The 19445-nt window shown below is 42.1% G+C and carries 17 protein-coding genes; 6 read left to right on the top strand and 11 right to left on the bottom strand.

Annotated features, from left to right (window positions below; all coding sequences use genetic code 11):
• Positions 1-53: 53 nt before the first annotated feature.
• Positions 54-1964: a collagen-binding domain-containing protein gene (locus tag ORH16_RS16020; RefSeq protein ID WP_265459883.1), complete on the bottom strand. Its 1911-nt coding sequence runs from the start codon at positions 1962-1964 to the stop codon at positions 54-56.
• A gap of 696 nt (positions 1965-2660) precedes the next feature.
• Here ORH16_RS16020 and ORH16_RS16015 point away from each other — a divergent pair.
• Positions 2661-2828 (top strand): hypothetical protein, encoded by a 168-nt coding sequence (locus ORH16_RS16015; RefSeq protein ID WP_265459882.1) that lies wholly within the window; start codon positions 2661-2663, stop codon positions 2826-2828.
• An 83-nt stretch (positions 2829-2911) separates the two neighbouring features.
• Here ORH16_RS16015 and ORH16_RS16010 read toward each other — a convergent pair whose 3' ends face one another.
• On the bottom strand, positions 2912-3451 hold the full coding sequence (locus ORH16_RS16010; protein WP_265459881.1) for a biotin transporter BioY: 540 nt from the start codon (positions 3449-3451) through the stop codon (positions 2912-2914).
• Between the two features lie 241 nt (positions 3452-3692).
• On the opposite strand from ORH16_RS16010, the gene ORH16_RS16005 reads away from it, so the two are divergent.
• From ORH16_RS16005 to ORH16_RS15995, 3 genes are read left to right on the top strand one after another with little or no spacing between them, the layout of a single operon-like run.
• On the top strand, positions 3693-4415 hold the full coding sequence (locus tag ORH16_RS16005; protein ID WP_265459880.1) for a metal ABC transporter ATP-binding protein: 723 nt from the start codon (positions 3693-3695) through the stop codon (positions 4413-4415).
• Positions 4412-5263 carry a metal ABC transporter permease gene (locus tag ORH16_RS16000; RefSeq protein WP_265459879.1) on the top strand — a complete coding sequence of 284 codons (852 nt, stop codon included), beginning with the start codon at positions 4412-4414 and terminating at the stop codon, positions 5261-5263. Before ORH16_RS16005 ends, ORH16_RS16000 begins: the two co-directional genes overlap by 4 nt.
• Entirely contained in the window at positions 5250-6197 is a 948-nt protein-coding gene (locus tag ORH16_RS15995) for a metal ABC transporter substrate-binding protein (RefSeq protein ID WP_265459878.1), read from the top strand. The genes ORH16_RS16000 and ORH16_RS15995 overlap by 14 nt, the downstream gene beginning before the upstream one ends.
• Positions 6198-6482: 285 nt before the next feature.
• Here ORH16_RS15995 and ORH16_RS15990 read toward each other — a convergent pair whose 3' ends face one another.
• The 7 genes from ORH16_RS15990 to ORH16_RS15960 all read right to left on the bottom strand — a co-directional run bounded on the left by ORH16_RS15990 (position 6483) and on the right by ORH16_RS15960 (position 13895).
• Complete coding sequence (locus ORH16_RS15990) at positions 6483-7046, bottom strand: sugar O-acetyltransferase (protein ID WP_265459877.1); 564 nt, start codon at positions 7044-7046, stop codon at positions 6483-6485.
• A 259-nt stretch (positions 7047-7305) separates the two neighbouring features.
• Positions 7306-8391 carry a vancomycin resistance histidine kinase VanS gene (gene vanS / locus ORH16_RS15985; protein ID WP_265459876.1) on the bottom strand — a complete coding sequence of 362 codons (1086 nt, stop codon included), beginning with the start codon at positions 8389-8391 and terminating at the stop codon, positions 7306-7308.
• The gene (gene vanR, locus ORH16_RS15980; RefSeq protein WP_265459875.1) at positions 8381-9076 is read right to left on the bottom strand and encodes a VanR-ABDEGLN family response regulator transcription factor; all 696 of its coding nucleotides are present in this window, start codon (positions 9074-9076) and stop codon (positions 8381-8383) included. The genes vanS and vanR overlap by 11 nt, the downstream gene beginning before the upstream one ends.
• A 61-nt stretch (positions 9077-9137) precedes the next feature.
• On the bottom strand, positions 9138-11240 hold the full coding sequence (gene vanT, locus ORH16_RS15975) for a membrane-bound serine racemase VanT (RefSeq protein ID WP_265459874.1): 2103 nt from the start codon (positions 11238-11240) through the stop codon (positions 9138-9140).
• Positions 11237-11812, bottom strand: a complete 576-nt coding sequence (gene vanXY / locus ORH16_RS15970) for a D,D-carboxypeptidase/D,D-dipeptidase VanXY (protein WP_265459873.1) — start codon at positions 11810-11812, stop codon at positions 11237-11239. Before vanXY ends, vanT begins: the two co-directional genes overlap by 4 nt.
• Positions 11784-12845, bottom strand: coding sequence for a D-alanine--D-serine ligase (vanC, locus tag ORH16_RS15965; RefSeq protein ID WP_265459872.1), 1062 nt, complete (start codon positions 12843-12845; stop codon positions 11784-11786). Before vanC ends, vanXY begins: the two co-directional genes overlap by 29 nt.
• 447 nt (positions 12846-13292) lie before the next feature.
• The gene (locus tag ORH16_RS15960; RefSeq protein WP_265459871.1) at positions 13293-13895 is read right to left on the bottom strand and encodes a hypothetical protein; all 603 of its coding nucleotides are present in this window, start codon (positions 13893-13895) and stop codon (positions 13293-13295) included.
• A gap of 150 nt (positions 13896-14045) precedes the next feature.
• On the opposite strand from ORH16_RS15960, the gene ORH16_RS15955 reads away from it, so the two are divergent.
• Together ORH16_RS15955 and ORH16_RS15950 are read left to right on the top strand one after the other, a co-directional pair.
• Positions 14046-14984: an NADP-dependent oxidoreductase gene (locus ORH16_RS15955; RefSeq protein ID WP_265459870.1), complete on the top strand. Its 939-nt coding sequence runs from the start codon at positions 14046-14048 to the stop codon at positions 14982-14984.
• Between the two features lie 499 nt (positions 14985-15483).
• Positions 15484-15948, top strand: a complete 465-nt coding sequence (locus ORH16_RS15950) for a DUF1307 domain-containing protein (protein ID WP_265459869.1) — start codon at positions 15484-15486, stop codon at positions 15946-15948.
• 160 nt (positions 15949-16108) lie between these two features.
• Here ORH16_RS15950 and ORH16_RS15945 read toward each other — a convergent pair whose 3' ends face one another.
• Positions 16109-18463, bottom strand: coding sequence for an HAD-IC family P-type ATPase (locus ORH16_RS15945; RefSeq protein ID WP_265459868.1), 2355 nt, complete (start codon positions 18461-18463; stop codon positions 16109-16111).
• Between the two features lie 258 nt (positions 18464-18721).
• Positions 18722-19291 (bottom strand): hypothetical protein, encoded by a 570-nt coding sequence (locus ORH16_RS15940; RefSeq protein ID WP_265459867.1) that lies wholly within the window; start codon positions 19289-19291, stop codon positions 18722-18724.
• Positions 19292-19445: the final 154 nt, after the last annotated feature.

Here is a 19445-nt window from a genome sequence, read left to right as displayed (position 1 = left end):
CGTTTTTCTATTTCAAAGGAGGATAATTTTCCTTTGAATTCACAAAATACTAACTACTTTTTAAGTTTGAAGAGATAGATGGCGGCGCCAATCAACGCCCCACCCAACGCAATTAAACTCCAGCTTGAGACATCACTTAATTGTGGTAAGCCGCTGCTAGTATTTGCAGAACTCGTTTCTGTCGGAGTGTTGGACGTCGAAGTGCTTGAGTTGGTTGAATTCATACTGCTATTTGTCGTAGAGTCCGTCGTTGAACTTCCGCTAGTGGAAGAATCACTCGTCGTTGAGTTAGTAGTAGACGAAGAACCATCAGTAGTAGAAGAGCTACCCAATGTGCCAGAGTTAGGCGTTGTGCTGCTAGTCGTTGAACCAGTAGTAGAAGACGAACTGTCAGTCGTCGAACTGCTCGTCGTTGAATCCGTAGTGGACGAAGTACTATCAGTAGTAGAAGAGCTACCCAATGTGCCAGAGTTAGGCGTTGTGCTGCTAGTCGTTGAATCGGTAGTAGCCGAACTATCAGTAGTTGAACTGCTCGTCGTCGAATCGGTAGTGGACGAAGAACTATCGGTAGTTGAACTGCTCGTCGTCGAATCGGTAGTGGACGAAGAACTATCGGTAGTCGAACTGCTAGTCGTCGAGTCAGTAGTAGAAGACGAACTGTCAGCCGTCGAACTGCTAGTCGTTGAATCCGAAGTAGAAGACGAACTGTCAGCGGTCGAACTGCTAGTCGTTGAATCCGAAGTGGACGAAGAACTATCATTGGTCGAAGAGCCAGTCGTTGAATCCGAAGTAGACGAAGAACTATCAGTAGTCGAACTGCTCATCGTTGAATCCGAAGTAGACGAAGAACTATCGGTAGTCGAACTGCTAGTCGTTGAATCCGAAGTAGACGAAGAACTGTCACTCGTCGAACTGCTTGCACTTGTCGATGAGCTGCTAGTTGAACTATTTTCGGTACTAGAATTTTCAGTTGGCGGCGTGATCTGCATAGTCGTTGGTTGTAAATCCCAACGATGACTCTCAGCATTGATGACCACATTTTTAGCTACGATATTTCCATTTAGGTTTTGACCGATAGAAAGATTGGCATTTGGCGCCAATAAACTGCCAACAAAAACAGCATTAATGTTAATAGTATTAGAGGTTGTTCCAAAATTCCACAGGACAACATTATTACTATAATCAGAGACCTCGCCATTGCTAACATTTTGACCATCAATTTCCATATAAATATGACTGTTGACAGTAGTTGTATCTGTGGCATTAATGACCACAGTGTAGCCAGCAGTTGAGCGAATGACAGTGAAATAAATGGGAGTTGACTGAGCCAATTCGTCAGCGGTCAAGTTGATAGTAATCACTCCATTGGTTGCAATGGCATTACTTAAATCAATGGTTCGCTTATTCATATCCGTAAAGTTTTCTACGACGCCATCAGAGGTAGCGACAGTTGCCAAAGAAGCTGAAGTAGTCGCCAAGTCTGCTAAAGTATTATCGATATTTAAGTAAGTATCTACTGTATCCGTATAGACATCAGCTAAAGGAATATTGCCAAGAATTGCGCCATTTGCAAAGACTTGATTTGCATTATTAGTAACAGTGATGCTACTACCAAGCACAGCTTTTGTATTATTTCCAGACACAAATGAACCGCCATTAATGGTGGAAATAGTTTTAATATAATATAAATCTTTTTGGGTGCTGTTTGCGATACCGTTAGTTCCGAAATTAGAGTTGCCGGTTAAATCATCAACGGCTAAATTTCCTTCAGTATGGGCATTTAAAGTTGCAGTTTCTGCAAATATGTGAAATTGGGAGGCAATCCCCAGTAAATTATCGCTAGTATCAATTAAATCCTCAGACACTGAACCACTTTCGGTTGTTGCAGCAAAAACTTGATAAAGTGGCACAAAAACGGCCACTAAAACAACCAATAAGACAATCCCTTTTTTTATTTTTTTCATAGATAAAACCTTCCTTCTGTAACTCTTAACCAACAATTTTGAGAATAAATTGAAAATTTGTATTCACTTCTTATGGAAAAAGACATTACCATGTATTTTTATTTTCATGGGGAAACATAACTGTTTACTAAACAATTTTGCAAGCTAAATGCAATCCTTGTAAAAGCAAGCTTAATCTTGGTAAACGTTATTTATATCTTCTGATAAAAATGAAAACAGCTTTTTCATGTTGTTATTTTAATTTAGCCAAAAAAAAGTGTAGGAAGCGTTTTTTATAAAAAATAGGCAGAATTATCTTTGAATAAAGAAAATTTTATTTTAATAAAAAAATTTTAAAAGCGGTTTTATAGAAAAGTAAAACAGAGACTAATTTTTACTTGGATTTCAAAATGTTATCAATGATGAAAAAAAATGCCGGCTACGAAAAATCTAAACAGGTAGCTAATTGTGTGGCTGTTAAAAAGTAGTAACTATTTTTTTGTTATTATGTTAAAAATTTCGAAAAAATGAACTAAAAAATCTTAAAATCATGCCCTTTCTGTGAAGGTGCTTAAACATTTCTTAAAGATTCGGTCTAAGAAAAGTTTTTATCCTGATTTTTTTGAAGATTTGCTTCCTTTGGAGTTGGTAATTTCCACTATTTCGGGTAAGCTGAAATAGACTGAATGAAATTGACGAAAGAGCAGGTGTTGGAAAATGAAACTAAGTATTAAAGCCGAGGGATTTTCTTATGACTTGGAATTTGACGGACAGCAAGTGTTAGCTGGAGTAACAATTATTTGCGGAACTCTTTTAGCTAGTAAAATGCTAAAGAACCGCCACAAAAAGTTGCAGATTAAAGAAAAACAACGTAAAGTTATTTAAGTGTAGGAAAGTTGTATATGTAAAAAAGCGCCGATATCCAATCAGGATTCGGCGCTTTTTGTGTTCGAATAAATAAGTCAAGTTTAGCTGCGGGCCGCTACTGGTAGACGGCGAGTCACTAAGATTCCGACGAAGGCTGCTGCTACAGCTTTGACAATGCCCGGAATGATAAACGGTGTGAAGGCTGCCGCTGCTGCTGCGCCAAAGCTCATGCTGGCAGCAAGTTGTAGCCAGAAAGTACCAAAGACTAAAGTCAGCAAAGCGCCGACCAGATTGGCAATGATCGCCATCGTTAAATTATTTTCCTTTAATTCACACAACCAGCCTGTGACAAAGGCATTTGCTAGAAAGCCGACTAAAAAGCCACCAGTTGGGCCAAATAAAACGGCAAAGCCGGAGCTAAAGCCGGCAAAAACCGGAAGTCCGATAAGGCCTAGCAATAAGTAGATGAAGACGGAAATAGTGCCGATTTTTTTGCCTAAAATAGTTGCCACTAAACCAACTGCAAAAGTTTGCATGGTGAAGGGAACTAAACCGGCGGGAATTGTAATTTGCGATAAGACCACGATAACGGCTGAAAAAATGGCAGCTAAAATTAATTCTCGTAAGCTAATAGATTTCATTGATTTTCCTTTCGTTAACCTTTATTTTTTTTGGTTAACGAAATTTTACCTTAGTTTTTTTTAAAAGTAAAGCTGGCTACCGAAAAAAACACTAAAAAAACTATACAGCGATTTTAAGACTTTTTTTAAAAAAATCGATGTAGATGAAATTTTTTTAAAATTATTGACAGCGAATAATTTTTAGGTTAGCCTAAAAATATAAAAAAGTTAGGCTTGCCTAAAAATGTAAAGGAGAATAAAAATGATTATCTGTCAAAATGTGTCTGTAGCATATCAGCAGCAGCTAGCATTAAAGAATATAAATTTGCGTTTAGAAGATCATGCCATCACTGGCATTATCGGGCCGAATGGTGCCGGTAAATCGACCTTGATTAAAGCGATTTTAGGAATTATTTCCTTTGCCGGCAATATCACCATTGACGGCAAGCCAATCAAAGAACAGCGACAGCAGGTGGCTTATGTCGAACAAAAAAGCAATTTGGATTTTACTTTTCCAATCACCGTGGCTGAGTTTGTTTCTTTAGGCTTGTATCGAGAAGTGGGCATTTTGCGGCGCTTGACGAAAAAAAATTGGCAGCAGGTGGCCGCCGCTTTGGAACAAGTCGGCTTGGCGGCTTTGGGCAGCCGCCAAATCAGTGAGCTTTCTGGCGGACAGTTCCAACGGATTTTAATTGCTAGATGTTTGGTGCAGGAAGCCCAATATATTTTTTTAGATGAACCATTTGTCGGGATTGATGCCGTCAGCGAAGAAATTATTTTTGAGATTTTGCGGGAGTTGCAACAGGCCGGAAAAACTATTTTTGTGGTGCACCATGACTTAGCAAAGGTGCAAAACTATTTTGATCAGCTCTTGATTCTCGATAAAGAAGTGATTGCATATGGCGAGACGGCGACAGTTTTTAATAAAAATTATTTGGGGCAAGCCTTTAACGGGCAGCTTTATTTTGGAGGGGATGTTGCATGATTGAAAATTTCATCTACGGGTTAACAGAGTTTCAATTTTTAAGGAATGCCTTGATTACTTCGGTGACGATTGGTATTGTGGCCGGTGCGATTGGTTGTTTTATTATCTTGCGGGGGATGTCTCTAATGGGGGATGCGATTTCCCATGCAGTTTTACCGGGGGTCGCTCTCTCCTATATTTTAGGAATTAATTTTTTCGTCGGCGCGATTTTCTTTGGCATGCTGGCCTCCCTGCTGATTACTTTTATCAAAAGTAATAGCTTAATCAAAGGGGACACAGCGATTGGAATCACCTTCAGCTCCTTTTTAGCTTTAGGGGTGATTCTAATCGGCGTTGCCAACAGCTCGACGGATTTATTCCATATTTTATTTGGCAATGTCTTGGCAGTGCAGACTACCGATATGTATTTAACCATTGGCGTGTCGCTATTTGTGCTCGTGATAATTGGCTTGTTTTTCAAAGAACTACTGCTGACCTCCTTTGACCCACTGTTGGCTAAAGCCGTGGGCATGAAGGTTCAGTTTTACCATTATCTGCTGATGATTTTATTGACATTAGTTGCCGTGGCCGCTATGCAAAGCGTCGGCACGATTTTAATCGTCGCCCTCTTAATTACGCCCGCCGCCACAGCTTATCTCTTTACCAATCGCTTGCGGTCGATGATTTTACTATCGGCAAGCCTCGGTGGTTTAGCTTCGCTATTAGGACTTTTTATCGGTTACAGCTTCAATTTAGCGGTGGGTTCGACGATTGTCTTAACCGCCGCCGCATTCTTTGTCGTCGGTTTCTTTTTATCGCCGAAGCAAAAATTTTTTACAAGGAGGATTCTGGAAAATGAAAAAAATTAATCTAGTTTTGGCTACCTTATTTGGGAGTTTGTTAGTTTTGACAGGTTGTAGCGGGACAGCTGGTCAAGGAGAAAATCAGCAGGGAAATGCTGATTTAGTGGAGGTTGTCGCCACCAATTCGATTATCGCCGATATCGCTAAAAATATCGGCGGGGATAAAATTGATTTGTACAGCATTGTCCCAGTTGGGCGTGATCCCCATGAATATGAGTTTTTACCGGCGGATGTCCAAAAGACCTCTGAAGCGGACGTGATTTTTTATAACGGCATCAATCTGGAGACTGGCGGCAACGGCTGGTTTACGACGCTGATGGAGAATGCCGGCAAAGTCAAAGATCAAGATTATTTTGCGGTCAGTGACGGTGTTGAGGTGATTTATCTGGAGGGGACCGAGGAACAGGGGAAAGAAGATCCCCACGCTTGGCTGAATTTGGCAAATGGAATGATTTACGCAGAAAATATTGCAAAGCAGCTCAGCCTTAAAGATCCGGAAAATGCGGATTATTATGAAGCTAATCTAGACAGTTATCTCGGTCAGTTGCGGGAATTAGACGCTTCCGCCAAAGAAAAATTTGCGGCTCTGCCGGATGAGCAAAAGCTTTTGGTGACCAGTGAAGGCTGTATGAAATATTTTTCAGCGGCTTACGGAATTCCGGCGGCCTATATTTGGGAAATAAATACCGAAGAGGAAGGCACTCCTGAGCAAATTCAAAGTTTGATTGAACAGCTGCGGGCCTCTTCAGTTCCAACACTGTTTGTCGAAAGCAGTGTTGACGCACGGTCGATGCAGACAGTCGCCAAGGATACCGGCATTCCCATCAGTGAAGCTAAGTTATTTACAGATTCGGTAGCTGAGCCCGGCGAGGAAGGCGACAGCTATTACAGTATGATGGCCTGGAATTTTGAACAGATTGCTGCAGGCTTGGCCCAGTAAAAAATATCAGAGTGCGGTTTTAATCAAGTATTGAGTGAAAAGCAGTAAACACAAAAAGTTCGTAGCTTCAAAAAAACCGCAACCCAAGCATTTCGCCGAAAGCCAGTTTCACTAGCTGGCTTTGGTGCTCTTGCAGGTTGCGGTTATTTTTTGATTTTAGGTAGTAAGGCTGTGGCCTTAGTTAAAACAGAACTGATTTTCCAAACAATATCTGACAAACACCGCCAAATATAATATAGTTTGGGATTCAATCTGTTAACAAGACTAAGGTTACAGCCATGCTTTTTATTTTTCTAACTCTTTGATTACTTTACATGGCTGGCCATAAGCGACAACATTTGCCGGAATAGATTTGGTCACCAAACTGCCGGCGCCAATCACGGTATTTTCACCGATGGTCACGCCGGGAAAAATAATTGCACCCGCGCCTAGCCAGACATTTTTTTCAATCGTGACGGGTAGATTGTACTGCCCCCGCTCTTTTCGTTCGGCAGCCTTTAAAGGATGGGTGCCGGTGATAATCGTCACGTTTGGTCCAATCATAACATCGTCTTTTAAATCAATCTTAGCATCATCGACGAGGGTCAAGCCAAAATTGGCATAAACATTTTTTCCAAAATAAGTATTGATGCCCCAATTGGCTTTAACGGGCCGCTCAATGTAAGCCCCCTCAGCAAAATCCCCAAATAATTCAGCTGCAATCGCCGCTAAGCGCTGAGGTTCGTTGGGGGGCAGCTGATTGAACTCAAATAACAAGTCCCGATAATGAGCCTGCAGCTGATTCATTTCCTTGGTTTCAAAGTAGAGTTCACCAGAGTTTAACGTATCAAAAATTTTTTTTGGCAACATGGGTATAAATCTCCTTTTTGCATTTATTTACTCACTAGTTTACCGTATTTTGCAGGCGTTGGGCAGTTTAAATCAGAAAAAAATGAGTCTGTGACATTAGTTTTTTAACAGCTGAGATTCCGAACTATATGATATTTGCTCCTGCGGTCCAGTAGGGCCGAATCGCAAATTAACACTAGCTAGTCGTTTTCACTAGCTGTCCTTCGTAAAATCCGGCTTTGTTCTAACTAATGTCACAGCCTCATGACGATTACAAAAATTAATTACTCAAGGGCAAGCTGATGGTAAAAATAATCTGGTTATCATGACTGGCGGCAGTCACCCTGCCACCTAAAGCCTCGACAATATCTTTTGCAATCGGCAGGCCTAATCCGGTGCCACCGGTGGCGCTGGCCCGGGAGCTGTCCATCCGGTAAAAGGGCTCGAAAATTCGGGCCAATTTCTCCGGGGGAATCGTGTAGCCGCTATTGCTAAACGTAATTTCAATTTGCTCTTTTTTGGCTAGTTTCAAGGTAATGACTGAATCAGCAAAGCTGTAATTAATCGCATTGCGAATCAGATTATCGAAGACTCGCTCCATCTTTTCTGCATCGACGGTTGCCAATACTTCCTTTTCAATCTCCAATTGCCACTGGAGATTTTTTTCTTCTAAAATTGGCAGAAACTCATAGCTAATCTGTTCTAGCATAACGCTCAAATCAATCACTTGTTTATTTAATGTCAGGCTAGTCAAATTAAAACGGGTGATTTCAAAGAATTCATTGATTAGTTGTTCCAAACGTTCCGCCTTGTCTAAGGCAATATCAGTGTAGCGGGCCCGCATGTCTAAAGATAGCTGGGGCTCTTCCTTTAAGAGGGTCAAATAGCCGATGACGCTGGTCAAAGGAGTCCGCAAATCATGGGCCAAATAAACGATTAAATCATTTTTCCGCTGTTCGGCTTCTTTGGCGGCCCGCTGCGTGCGGTTATTATTTTCCCGTAGTTCATTCATTTCGTCTTGAACCGCCACCAAATCTGGCGATAATTTAATCCGCTGCTCGGGATTTGCCAACAGTTGGCTAGTGCCATGAATGGTTTCATTCAAATAGCTGGCAATTTTACTAAAGAAATAAAAGGTGATAGCTAGCCAAAGAGCAATGCCGCTGATTAAAAAGGTCGCAATCAGATTATTATAGAAAAAATGAACCAGCCGATAAATAAACTCATCACCATACCAGGTCCAAAAATTCATGACGATTAAAATCGTAAAAGGAATCAGCGTCAAAATGGCAAAGGCAATCACGATTGTCGCCACATAGCGGAAAAGAATTCTTCTGATTAACGGATTTTTCAAGTTATTTTTCAATGATATAGCCAACCCCCCAGACAGTTTTAATAAATTTTGGTTTGCGGGGCTGCTCCTTGAGCTTTTCCCGCAGCCGTGCGATGTGGGCCATCACCGTGTTGTTATTGTCTAAATATTTTTCCTGCCAGACGGCCTCAAACAATTCCTCGGAGGAAACGACGGTCCCTTGATGTTCAAATAAATACAGCAAAATTTTAAATTCAATCGGGGTAATCATGATTTCCCGCTCAAAGAGTAAGACTTTGTGGCTGTTTTTTTGAAGAATCAGCCCGTCTTTGGCAAATTCTGTATCTGCTTGCGGGGCTGATGGCTGATTATAGCGCTGACTGCGGCGCAATTGTGTTTTGACCCGGGCCACAACCTCTAATGGATTAAAGGGCTTGGTGATATAATCATCTGCTCCCAAAGTCAGTCCCGTAATTTTATCCAAGTCCTCGCCTTTTGCGGTTAGCATCAGCACCGGAAAAAAATAATTTTCCCGAATGTTTTGCAATAATTGAAAGCCGTCGATATCCGGCAGCATCACGTCCAGTACTGCCAACGAAACAGCATTTTGGTCAATGAAGGCCAAAGCCTCGCTGCCGTTATAAAAGGCTGCCACTTGAAAGCCTTCATTTTTTAAAAATGTTGCCATCAGATTGGCAATTTCCTTTTCATCATCCACCACGACAATTGTATCTGTCATTTCCTTCACTCCAGCTCTGATTTTTAAGACATCTCTTTTTCAGTGTAGCATAATTTACTGCTTAACTGGAGACCTCGACGGTTAAACGACCGCCTAAGCGACTAAGAATTTCATTGGTCAAGGTCGCTGTTTCTGTGGCCGCAGCTAAAATATCCGGCAGCACATTCAGCTGAGCCTCCAAAGGGATTTCAGGGCAAGCCGTTAAATCAATCAGCAGCATGTCCATACAAATTCGACCAATTTGTGGCAGCTGGTGATCTTGATAAGTCAGCTGCCAGTCGGTCTGGCTTAAATTGCGGGGGATGCCGTCAGCATAGCCAATGCTGACTACACCGATTAAACGGCTTTCTGATAGTTGCGTGGCTAGGCTATAGCCCAAATATTCCTGAGCAGCCACCCATTTTTTAGAAATCAATTGGGCCTGCACTTCAACGACCGGCGTGAGGGTAATTTTTTTTTTAGGCACATCCCGTTGACTACTGAGAAAGCCATATAAAAGAATGCCGAGACGGACATAATCATAGGTTAAGTCTGGATAATTTAAAATACCGTAACTGCTTTGCAGATGAGTCACGCCAAGGGGAATTTGCTGGGCTTTTAATTGCGCTAACAAATGATTGAAAACGGCAATTTGTTTTTCGGTCCGCTCTTTGGCCGCCGCTGACTGTTCATCAGCAGAACCTAGATGGGAGTATATCCCCTTAATTTTTAAATAGGGCAATTGATAGAGAGCTTTTATTTTTTGATCATCAGCTGTTACGCCCAGGCGATGCATGCCGGTATCGACCTTTAAATGACAATCAATCGCTATTCCTTGTTGATTTAAAGCGGTGGCATGGGCTTCGCTGACAATCGTTTGAACTAAGTCATAGGCTTTAATCTCTTTTATGCGGCGGGCAGAAGTATAGCCGAGAATTAAAATTTGCTCGGCAATTCCGGCTTCCCGCAGGGTGATTCCCTCCTCTAAGGTAGCCACGGCAAAAAAATCGACACCGTTTTGCGCCAAGGTTTTGGCAAAAATATTCGCATCGGTCCCGTAGGCGTTGGCTTTCACCACCGCCATCACTTTGGTTTTTTCAGGAATAATGCGGTTAATCTCAGCTAAGTTAGCCGTTAGAGCTTTAGTTGACAGCTGCTTTGAGGCTCTCGCTGGTCCTTTTGAATTTTTTTTGGTCAGCTTCGCCAGTAGCTTGAAGGCCAGCCAACAGATTAAAAAGGTCGACAGTAGAACGACTAAAAAATTTATTAAGCTATTTTTTAAAAGCGGCACTTTGTTTGCGAAAAAATGCCAAACGGCAATCAGATAAGGATGAATAAGATAAATTCCTAATGCAAGTCTGCTGGCATTTCCCAAAGTCTTTTGCGACTGCCAATGGAGCACCTCCTGAAATAGAAAATACATGACCAATGGCAACAGGAGATACATGCTATCGTGGCGGGGCTGAGACCAGTGGTGCAGGGCAAAACTTTCTGCTAAAAGACCGATTGCTGAAACGATTAAGAACAGCGAATTGCGCTGAGCTTGAAAGCTCCGTTTTTGATAAATAAGGGCTCCCAAGACTAAAAATAGCGGCACTAGAAAGAGGCCGTTGCGAGTTAGGCCGAAGAAGTGAAAGAGACCATTGTAAAAAATTTTTAAAAACGGCAGCTGACGGGTAATTCCCCACCAGCTATCGCCGCCTAAACCAATCAGATACAGACCAATGGCAATGGCGAGTACCGGTTTCAAGGAGAATTTTTTCAACAGTAGACTGACAAGGAAAACACCTAAAATCAACGCCGGAAAATACCATAGATGATAAAGAAAGCCTTCAAAAATTAACACCTGTAAAAATTTAGCTAACGACATCTGCAAAGAAATTTCGCCGCTGTAAAGCGCTAGCGGCAAATAGAGTAAATTCGCCGCTAAATAAAGGTAAAGCTGTTTTTTTAGGAATTTTTTGACCCTCAAACGTTGCGGGAATTGCTTTTTTTCCGCCAGCGGGCCAATTAAGTAATAGCCCGTGACCATTAAGAAAAACGGGACGGCCACTCGAAATAAAGTTAAGGTGATGAGGGTGTCCAGCTCTGGTGCGAAACTTTGAAAAGGATAGTAGTGAATCGCCACTACCATGACAGCAGCGAACAGACGAAAATTATTGATACTGGCATTTTGTTTGTTCATGCGATTGACCTGCTAGTATCTTGTAAAAATTGCAGATACTCTTCCAAAGTCCAATCTTGTCCGCTGATAATATGACTGTGGGGTACACCGACATACCGAAAATGCCACGGTTCATAGCCGATGCCAGTGATTTCTTGTTTATGGGGCGGATAACGGAGAATAAAGCCGTAGTTGGCCATCTCAGCTAAAAATTTTGTTACAGTTGGCCCAGTTTGAAAACTGGGCGCAATTAAATCATTATCAGCTCCCCGTAAACCTAAATCGACAGCGAGTCCTGTTTGATGTTCACTGCAACCGGGATAGGCGACAAATTCAGCTGTGTATTTAGGTCCGTGTTCTGCCAGCGAAAATTCCCATAATTTTCGCTGTTCTTGTTCAGTCCGGTAGCCGTCTAACAGAACGATATCTTCTGCCAGCTGCCAATCGGTTAATAATTTTTGCAACTGCTTGGCAACTTCCGGCTGCAGATAAATATCTTTTTCGCTAAAGGGAGCTAAAACCAAATGCTGTGGCTCATTACTTTTAAGGAGGGGATGATGGCGGTTAACTAATTGCAAGTAAATGTTTTTCATGATGGGCCTCCTCTGCTAAAGCAATCAATTTTTCCAGCACTTGGTTGTAGCTGATACCGGCCGCTGCCATCATCGCCGGAAAGCGGGAGTGGGGTGTGAAGCCCGGTAAGGTGTTGACTTCATTCAATAAAATAGTGTCATCAGCCGTCAAAAAGAAATCAATTCGTGCTAGGCCGCGACAGCCTAAATGCTGATAGAGACGCTGTGCTTGGTCTTGAATTTTTTTGCTGATTTCAGCTGATATTTGGGCTGGCACGGTAATTTTGGCGGTTAACAACTGATATTTTTCCACGTAGTCAAAAAATTGACCGGCTAAAGAAATTTCATCGCAGGCCCCTATCTGCAGGTCATGATTGCCTAAAATACCACAACCGATTTCGATTCCACTGACAGCCTTTTGCAAAATCACCTGCCGGCTGTACCTGAAGGCCTCTGCTAAAGCTTGGGGCAGCTGTTCTAGTTCAGTCACCTTGCTGATGCCCTTAGAAGAACCGGCTTCATTAGGTTTAACGAAAATCGGCAAGCCAACATTTTTTATAAATTGTTCAACCGTTTGCTGATCGGTGATAGTATTCAACAAAACAGTGGCGGCGCTTTGAATACCAAGGGTGTCCGCAAATTGGTGCAATAGAAATTTATTCATACACAGGGCCGAAGCCGCCACACCACAGCCGGCATAAGGCAGGGCCATCATTTCAAAAAGTCCCTGCAAACTGCCGTCTTCGCCATTGCCACCATGTAAAATCGGCAATAAAACATCCGGCTTTAAAAATTTTTGGTCTTTGCTGAGCCAAAAACCTTGGCCCTTAAACTGCGGCGTAGCTGATTGACATAATGAGGAGGTTTGCCAAGTGTCCTGCTGCAGCTGCTCAACATCAGCGTCAGTTAAAAGCCAGTCACCACCTCTCGTGATGCCAATTGGAAACACTTGATAGTCCAACTCCTGTAAAGCCGCTAAAACTCCCGCTGCTGACGCCAAAGACACTTCATACTCTGAAGAAGTTCCGCCAAAAATTAATGCAATTTTTTTCATCTTCCCACTCCTAACTTTTTCTTTAAAGTCAGTCTAACAGGGAGGCAAAACTAATATTTGCGCTTTCCGTCTTGGGTTTCTACAGTTTTTCTCTGGAAATCCTGACAAATTTATGACATTTGCTGATATTTGGTTTTGGGATTTTAGAATGGAGGTCGTGGAAGAGTTTGTGTAGTTAGCCTTTTTAAAAGGAAAAATTTTAAAGTGGTGAGTCTTGGCTGGTTTTGCAAAAAAAAGTGTTGGCAAGGATTGAAACTGTTAATATTTTGCTTGGCGATTTTGCCGTTAATCTTTGCGGCTGGTTTTCTTCACAGCGCAGGAGGAAATCAGCGGCACTTAGTTAAGCCGCTGCAAATCAAACAAGCTACCTTTTGTAACCGACAAAACTTTAGAAACAAAAAAGCCCCTTTAGCAAAAATTCACAAATTTTGCTAAAGGGGCAATTGTTTATAGCTGATGTTTTATTTGAAACGCTTCGATGTCTGCCTGATATTTAGTTAATAGTTGCTGACCATATTCCATCGGTACGTAAACGCCACGGCCAATCAAATCCGCTAAAAAATCGGAGGTGAAGTCCGCTTTAAAACTAGCAATCAGCTCATCATAAGTGGCTTTTCTTTCTAAGCCATATTCTTCAGCCAAATCATTCAATTCCTCTAAAGGCCGAAAATACAAGGCACCTTCATCCTCTAAGATATCTAGACAGTCATCATCTAACAGCGGCATAACAGTTTCAGCAGCATTAATCCCCAATTTAAGTTCAAAATAATCTGGGAAATCATTAATCTCTGAGCTTTTCCCCTGCAGCCAATCCAATAAAATCAGCTCGCCTAATAAATAACCATCTTGATTGCGCTCCATCACAGCCGGTTCAACAAAAGGGATTGCCCCGGTAGCTAGCTGTTGAATACGCTCGTTTAACAGCGACTCGTCTGGATTAATATAAGGAAATTCTGCGTATTTCTGATAAGTCTGCATCACCTTCCGGAATTGACTGGCGTCTTGCCGATCCTTTTCTTCTTGCTTTTCGCGATTAAAAAACCAACCCATTTTAACCCTCCACTCCTAAATATTAAATAAAGTATAGCATAAGCCATTGACTTGGTGGGGCAGCCCACCCGTTAAGCAGAAGGTTATCAACTTTTTCACTAAAGATTTATAATGAATCATATTCAGCGCAACACTAAAGGAGATTTTATTATGAACACAAGAGCAATTGTCATTGAAGAATACGGCGACAGCAGTCGTTTAAAAGAGGCTCAAGTAACCCTGCCAGAACTCGGCGAACGTCAAGTTTTGGTTAAGGTAGCTGCGACCTCGGTCAATCCAATCGATTGGAAATTACGGGAAGGCTATTTATCGCAAATGATGACTTGGGATTTTCCGATTATTTTAGGCTGGGATGTTGCTGGTGAAATTGTTGCCATCGGCAGTCAGGTCAACCAATGGCAAGTAGGAGATTTGGTTTTTGCTCGGCCGGAAACAACCCGCTTTGGAACCTACGCCGACTTAACGATTGTTGATGACCATCTCTTGGCTAAAAAGCCAGAAAATATTAGTTTTGCTGAAGCTGCGGCAGTGCCGTTAGCCGGTGAAACGGCTTATCAAGCTTTATTTACCCACGGAAAACTCTCAGCTGGCGAAACAGTTTTGATTCATGCTGGAGCCGGTGGTGTAGGTATCTACGCCATTCAGTTAGCTAAAAATGCTGGCGCCAAGGTAATTACCACCGCTAGCGAGCAAAACCACGAATTATTAAAAAGCTTAGGCACTGACGAAGTCATTGACTATCGAAAAGTTGATTTTACCGAAGTCATCGACAAGGTTGATTTAGTATTTGATACAATGGGGGGCGAAGTTCAGGCTAAAAGCTTTGATGTTTTGCATCCAGAAGGCCGCTTAATTTCAATTGTCGGTGAGCCCGCAGCCGACCAAGCTGCCAAAGTTCAATTAGCTAAAAGCATTTGGCTACAACCTAGCGGCAAGCATTTGCAAGAAATTGCCGACTTGATGGCTACTGGAAAAATTAGAAGCGTGATTGGTGCCACCTATCCTTTGACTGCAGACGGCATAAAAGCCGCCCATGATTTAAGTGCTACTCATCATGCCAGCGGAAAGATTGTGATTAGTAATCAGTAAAAGGTTTAAACCTTTTCAAGCCCTACTATTGTTGATATAAGAAAAAATCATCACCGCAAGTTAGGTCGTCTGCTGCAGACCTTGCTTGCGGTATTTTTTTGAAAAATTCATTTTTAACTATTGTTGATTTTCTTTATCTATCCAATAAAATTTAATTTTTAGCTGAAGGCTATGACTTGAAAACTCGCATATCAGGTAAAGTTTTATTTGCAATGAGCTTGGAGAGCCATCTGTAGTTTCCGATAGAAATTATAGCTCGCTGACTTTAGCTGGGTTGCTTGCTTTTAACTAAATCTGGAGGAAATATCAATTTTTATGGAACAGATTGACTTAAAAGTAGCGGGTTCAATAAAAATGAGATTGCATTCCCAAAATTCCTATATTACTATTAAGAAAGCGTAACCAATTCAAATTGGTTTTTTCGCTAAAGTGAGAAAGTTGTGACATTCATCACTTTGCTAAAAAAGGCAGCAAAAAAAAGTGGATAGGGGAGTAAAAAATGAAACGTATTGGAAAAATTTTGGGAATGTTGGCAGTGGGATTAGTCTTTTTAGGGGCATGTGGAGGTAGTAAGACAGAGGAAAATACTTTTTCCGGTTCTTACTCAGGAGCAGATATGACGGTCAAAGTCACCCACGAAGATCAAACCGTTAATCAAGTTGAAATAGTGTCGAGCTTTGATTTGACAACGTTGGGTATGGATACAGCTGATTTAGATGAAAGTCAACAGGCAGCCATTGAGGATGAATTGGCCGCCCAGTATGAGGAGTATGATGGCAGTGAAGGTGTAACAATTGAAAATGATTTTACCGACAATGTTTTCAGCGTCACAATCACTTTGAATTTGGAAAATGTCGACCCAACAGTTTTCAACGATTTAACTGGGACAACAGCCGATTCCGGTGAGGTTGCCTATGATGAATTAGCAGCTCAGTTGGAAGATTTAGGATTGAGCGAAGAATAATTTTAAGAAGAAATGATTGCTTTATAAGTATGTGAATGACTTTAGAATCTCAGAAAAATCAATAGGATGTCTCAATGTCTGAAGGATTTGCATTTTTCTTCTTAGCTTGATAATGAGCCAAAAACCGCCGCCACTCCTCAAGAGACTGGCGGCGGTTTTGCTATTCTTTTTTGCGCAGGTTTTTCCAGTAAATCACTTGGTTCATCAACCGGGAGGTCCAGTCGAAGAAAAAGTGGATAAAGAGGATGAAAGGAATTAAAATCAATAAATCGGCATCGAAGACATTGTCATACATAAAAATTTTTCCTAAGAATAAAAAGCAGAAAATCAGACTGGCGGTCATCGCCAAGAGAAGCCAGATTTTTTTTGAATTCAGGGGCGAAGAGACTCGCAGTAGAACTTTTAAGCCCACCACGCCGACTAAAAAGACGCTTAAGGTGGAGGTGACGGCGGAATCAAGCTGCCAGATATCACCGATAAATTTAATTCCCAGCACACTGATGACAACGTTTAAAGCTGCGGGGACAGAAATCCGCAAGACATTGTCTAAAACATTGCCGCGGGGGCGTTCATAGCTAGGCTGCAAGGCTAAAAAGAAGCTAGGAATGCCGACGGTTAAGGCATTAATCGGCGTTAATTGTAAAGGTGCAAAGGGATAAGCTGTAGCCAATAAAATAAAAATCAGCGCCAGTAAAATTGCATAAATAGTTTTGACTAAGTACATGGAGGAGACTCGCTGCAGATTATTAATTACGCGGCGGCCTTCTTTGATGATGCTTTCCATAACTGAAAAATCCCCCGTCAGTAAGACCACATCGGCGACTGCTCGAGCCGCTTGGCTGCCATGCGCCATCGCAATGCCGATGTCTGCCTCTCGCAAAGCTAAAATATCATTGACACCGTCGCCAACCATCCCGGTGACCTGGTGATTTTGTTTCAAGCCCTGCAAGAGCTTTTGCTTTTGATAGGGTGAAACCCGACCAAAGACAGTATTATTTTCAACGAGCTGAGCAAAATCAGTGTCATCAGGAATGTTCGACATATCGACAAAATGACTGGTCTCAGGAATACCAGCTTTTTCAGCAATTTTTGAAACAGTCAGCGGATGATCGCCGGAGATAATTTTTAAAGAGACGCCTTGTTTTATCAGTAATTGGAAAATTGCTGTCGCATTCTCCCGCAGACTGTCACCCAAGACAATCAACCCCAGCGCTTGAGGTTCCACAAGCCGATAATTGGCTGATACTTGCGCCGCCGAAACGATGACCAACACGCGATAGCCTTCTGCCATAAAGGCTTGGCTTTGTTTAGCAACCTCATTGGGAACCTCGGCAAAAATATATTCAGCGGCCCCCATCGCTAAAAAGCCTGCAGCAAATTTGGCGCCGCTCCATTTGTAATCGGAGGAAAATGGAATGACCTCTTCTGGGACAATCGGCTGATTAGCGGGAAATTTTTCCCTAAGAGCTTGAGCGGTTGCGTTTTGATCAGCTGAAGAAGCTAATAAACTCGCAATTTTCTGGCCAAGCTGGACCTCAGATAAGTCCTGCAGCGGTACAATTTTTTCAACGGTTAAGGTGCCATCGGTGATGGTGCCGGTTTTATCTAAACACAGGGTGTTGACCCGGGCCAAAGTTTCAATGCTAGGCAAAGATTGGACTAAAACTTTTTGTTTGGCTAGATTGGCGGCACCAACGGCAAAGGCGACACCTGTTAACAGGACTAGGCCTTCGGGGATAATACTCACGACTGCTGCTACGCTGCCCAAGATGGCCTGTTGAAAGGATTCTGCATTTTGCAGCTGCTGATAAATCATCAAAATCCCAAAAGGAATAATCACCAGCGTCAAGACCCGCGTCAGCTTCCGCAGCATCAGCAAAAGTTCAGACTGCGGCCGCTTTTTAAAGCGGGCATCATTCAGTAATTTTGTTGCATAATTATCGGCACCAACGGCCGTTACTTGATAATACACGTCACCGGCAGTCACAAAACTACCGCTTAAAAGCTGATCGCCGCAGCCTTTAGTAATTTTATTAGACTCACCGGTTAATAAAGATTCATCCACTAAAAAAGCCGGCTGGCTGATTACAATACCGTCTGCGGGGATTTGATCCCCCGCTTGTAAAAATAAGGTGTCGCCTAACAGAATTTCCTCTTCAGAAAGACTGGTAAACTGAGCATTTCTGACAGCGACAACCGGAACCTTTGCTAGAATTGCCAAGGAATCAATCGTCTTTTTTGACCGCAGCTCTTGGAAGATACCGATGCCGCTATTGATAACCATCACCATTAAAAATAAAGCATTTTGCGGAGAACCAACCCAGACAACCAGTGCGGCTAAGACAACATTTAACAGATTAAATAAGGTGAAAATATTTTCTCGCAGAATATCTTTGGTACTTTTTAACGTCGTTGAGGCACTCTGATTTACATGGCCGCTTTTTTGAGCCTGACTGATTTCTTCCAAGATGAGACCTGTAATCTCAGCCGGCAGGACATCCGGAATTTTTGCCATTGTTAACCGCCTCCTTTTTATTCTATCTTACAGGAAGAAAAAATTCTTGGCTAATATCAGAACGGCGTTTTGGATAACAGTTTTGTTAGCTGAAATTAAACGAATAAATTTTACTTGGCTATGCTCTGATAAAATAAAAAAGCAAAGCACTTGGATAACAGAAATTTCAAATTTCTGTTAAAGACAATGCTTTGCTTTTACTTATTGAAAAAAGATTTTTGTAAGTGGAAAACAGCGGATATCAAGCTATTCTCTCTTTTATTTTTTAGAGAGGGGAATGCTAATCTCCAAGTCGCTAGTTGTATCGGTCATCAAGCTGTCTAAATAGCTGGGTAGAAAATCAGAACGGCTGCTGAGAAATTGATATTCTGCTGAATTTTGAATGGCGGCTTTTTCGTCAGCCGTGTATAAATCATGGCCGGTGAAAAAATTCCAATTTAACTCAGCCACCAAATCAGCGGCTGCGGTTAATTCTGTACCGGCAAAATCGCCGGTACGATAGGCGCTGGAATAGGTCATCGCTTGACTATCCTTTAAAAATAAATCCTGCAAATAATCCCGATAGTTAAGCAAATCGGGATTGCTCAAGCCTTGCGCCTGCGCCCACTCATCGACGGATAAATTTTCCCGCTGGTAAGTGATTTCCTGCTCGTTAAGTGTAATAACCCCATAGGCCTGATCTGTCATCGCAAAGGAGCTGGTGACAACTTCTTGAGGATCGCCAGTTGTTCCGCCGAGAATATCTTGGGCATGGATATGACCCGAAAAGACGATGGGAACTTGGTATTCAGTAAAAAGTTTCTTTACCTCGTCGGCATTATCTAACACGTAGCCCTTATTGACTTGGCTATTATGCAAGTGATTGGTGATATACTCACAAAATTAATCATAAAAATAAACAGTCGCTTTCGCACCGTCTAACTCAATTCTGCTAATGCATGATATCAACATCTTTCTGATTTCTTCGACGTCCGCATTCTCA

The organism is Enterococcus sp. HY326 (assembly GCF_026157065.1).
GTDB lineage: Bacteria > Bacillota > Bacilli > Lactobacillales > Enterococcaceae > HY326.
The sequence above is the reverse complement of the archived record's forward strand: the minus strand, read 5'-3'. Positions and strand labels throughout refer to the sequence as shown.

Excerpts from the sequence above, each read along its gene's own strand:
- ORH16_RS16005 (WP_265459880.1), top strand. The coding sequence starts at position 3,693 with ATGATTATCTGTCAAAATGTGTCTGTAGCATATCAGCAGCAGCTAGCA.
- ORH16_RS15955 (WP_265459870.1), top strand. The coding sequence starts at position 14,046 with ATGAACACAAGAGCAATTGTCATTGAAGAATACGGCGACAGCAGTCGT.
- ORH16_RS15960 (WP_265459871.1), bottom strand. The coding sequence starts at position 13,895 with ATGGGTTGGTTTTTTAATCGCGAAAAGCAAGAAGAAAAGGATCGGCAA.
- vanXY (WP_265459873.1), bottom strand. The coding sequence starts at position 11,812 with ATGAAAAACATTTACTTGCAATTAGTTAACCGCCATCATCCCCTCCTT.
- ORH16_RS16010 (WP_265459881.1), bottom strand. The coding sequence starts at position 3,451 with ATGAAATCTATTAGCTTACGAGAATTAATTTTAGCTGCCATTTTTTCA.
- vanR (WP_265459875.1), bottom strand. The coding sequence starts at position 9,076 with ATGACAGATACAATTGTCGTGGTGGATGATGAAAAGGAAATTGCCAAT.
- ORH16_RS16020 (WP_265459883.1), bottom strand. The coding sequence starts at position 1,964 with ATGAAAAAAATAAAAAAAGGGATTGTCTTATTGGTTGTTTTAGTGGCC.
- ORH16_RS16015 (WP_265459882.1), top strand. The coding sequence starts at position 2,661 with ATGAAACTAAGTATTAAAGCCGAGGGATTTTCTTATGACTTGGAATTT.
- ORH16_RS15950 (WP_265459869.1), top strand. The coding sequence starts at position 15,484 with ATGAAACGTATTGGAAAAATTTTGGGAATGTTGGCAGTGGGATTAGTC.
- ORH16_RS16000 (WP_265459879.1), top strand. The coding sequence starts at position 4,412 with ATGATTGAAAATTTCATCTACGGGTTAACAGAGTTTCAATTTTTAAGG.
- ORH16_RS15990 (WP_265459877.1), bottom strand. The coding sequence starts at position 7,046 with ATGTTGCCAAAAAAAATTTTTGATACGTTAAACTCTGGTGAACTCTAC.
- ORH16_RS15945 (WP_265459868.1), bottom strand. The coding sequence starts at position 18,463 with ATGGCAAAAATTCCGGATGTCCTGCCGGCTGAGATTACAGGTCTCATC.
- ORH16_RS15995 (WP_265459878.1), top strand. The coding sequence starts at position 5,250 with ATGAAAAAAATTAATCTAGTTTTGGCTACCTTATTTGGGAGTTTGTTA.
- vanC (WP_265459872.1), bottom strand. The coding sequence starts at position 12,845 with ATGAAAAAAATTGCATTAATTTTTGGCGGAACTTCTTCAGAGTATGAA.
- vanT (WP_265459874.1), bottom strand. The coding sequence starts at position 11,240 with ATGAACAAACAAAATGCCAGTATCAATAATTTTCGTCTGTTCGCTGCT.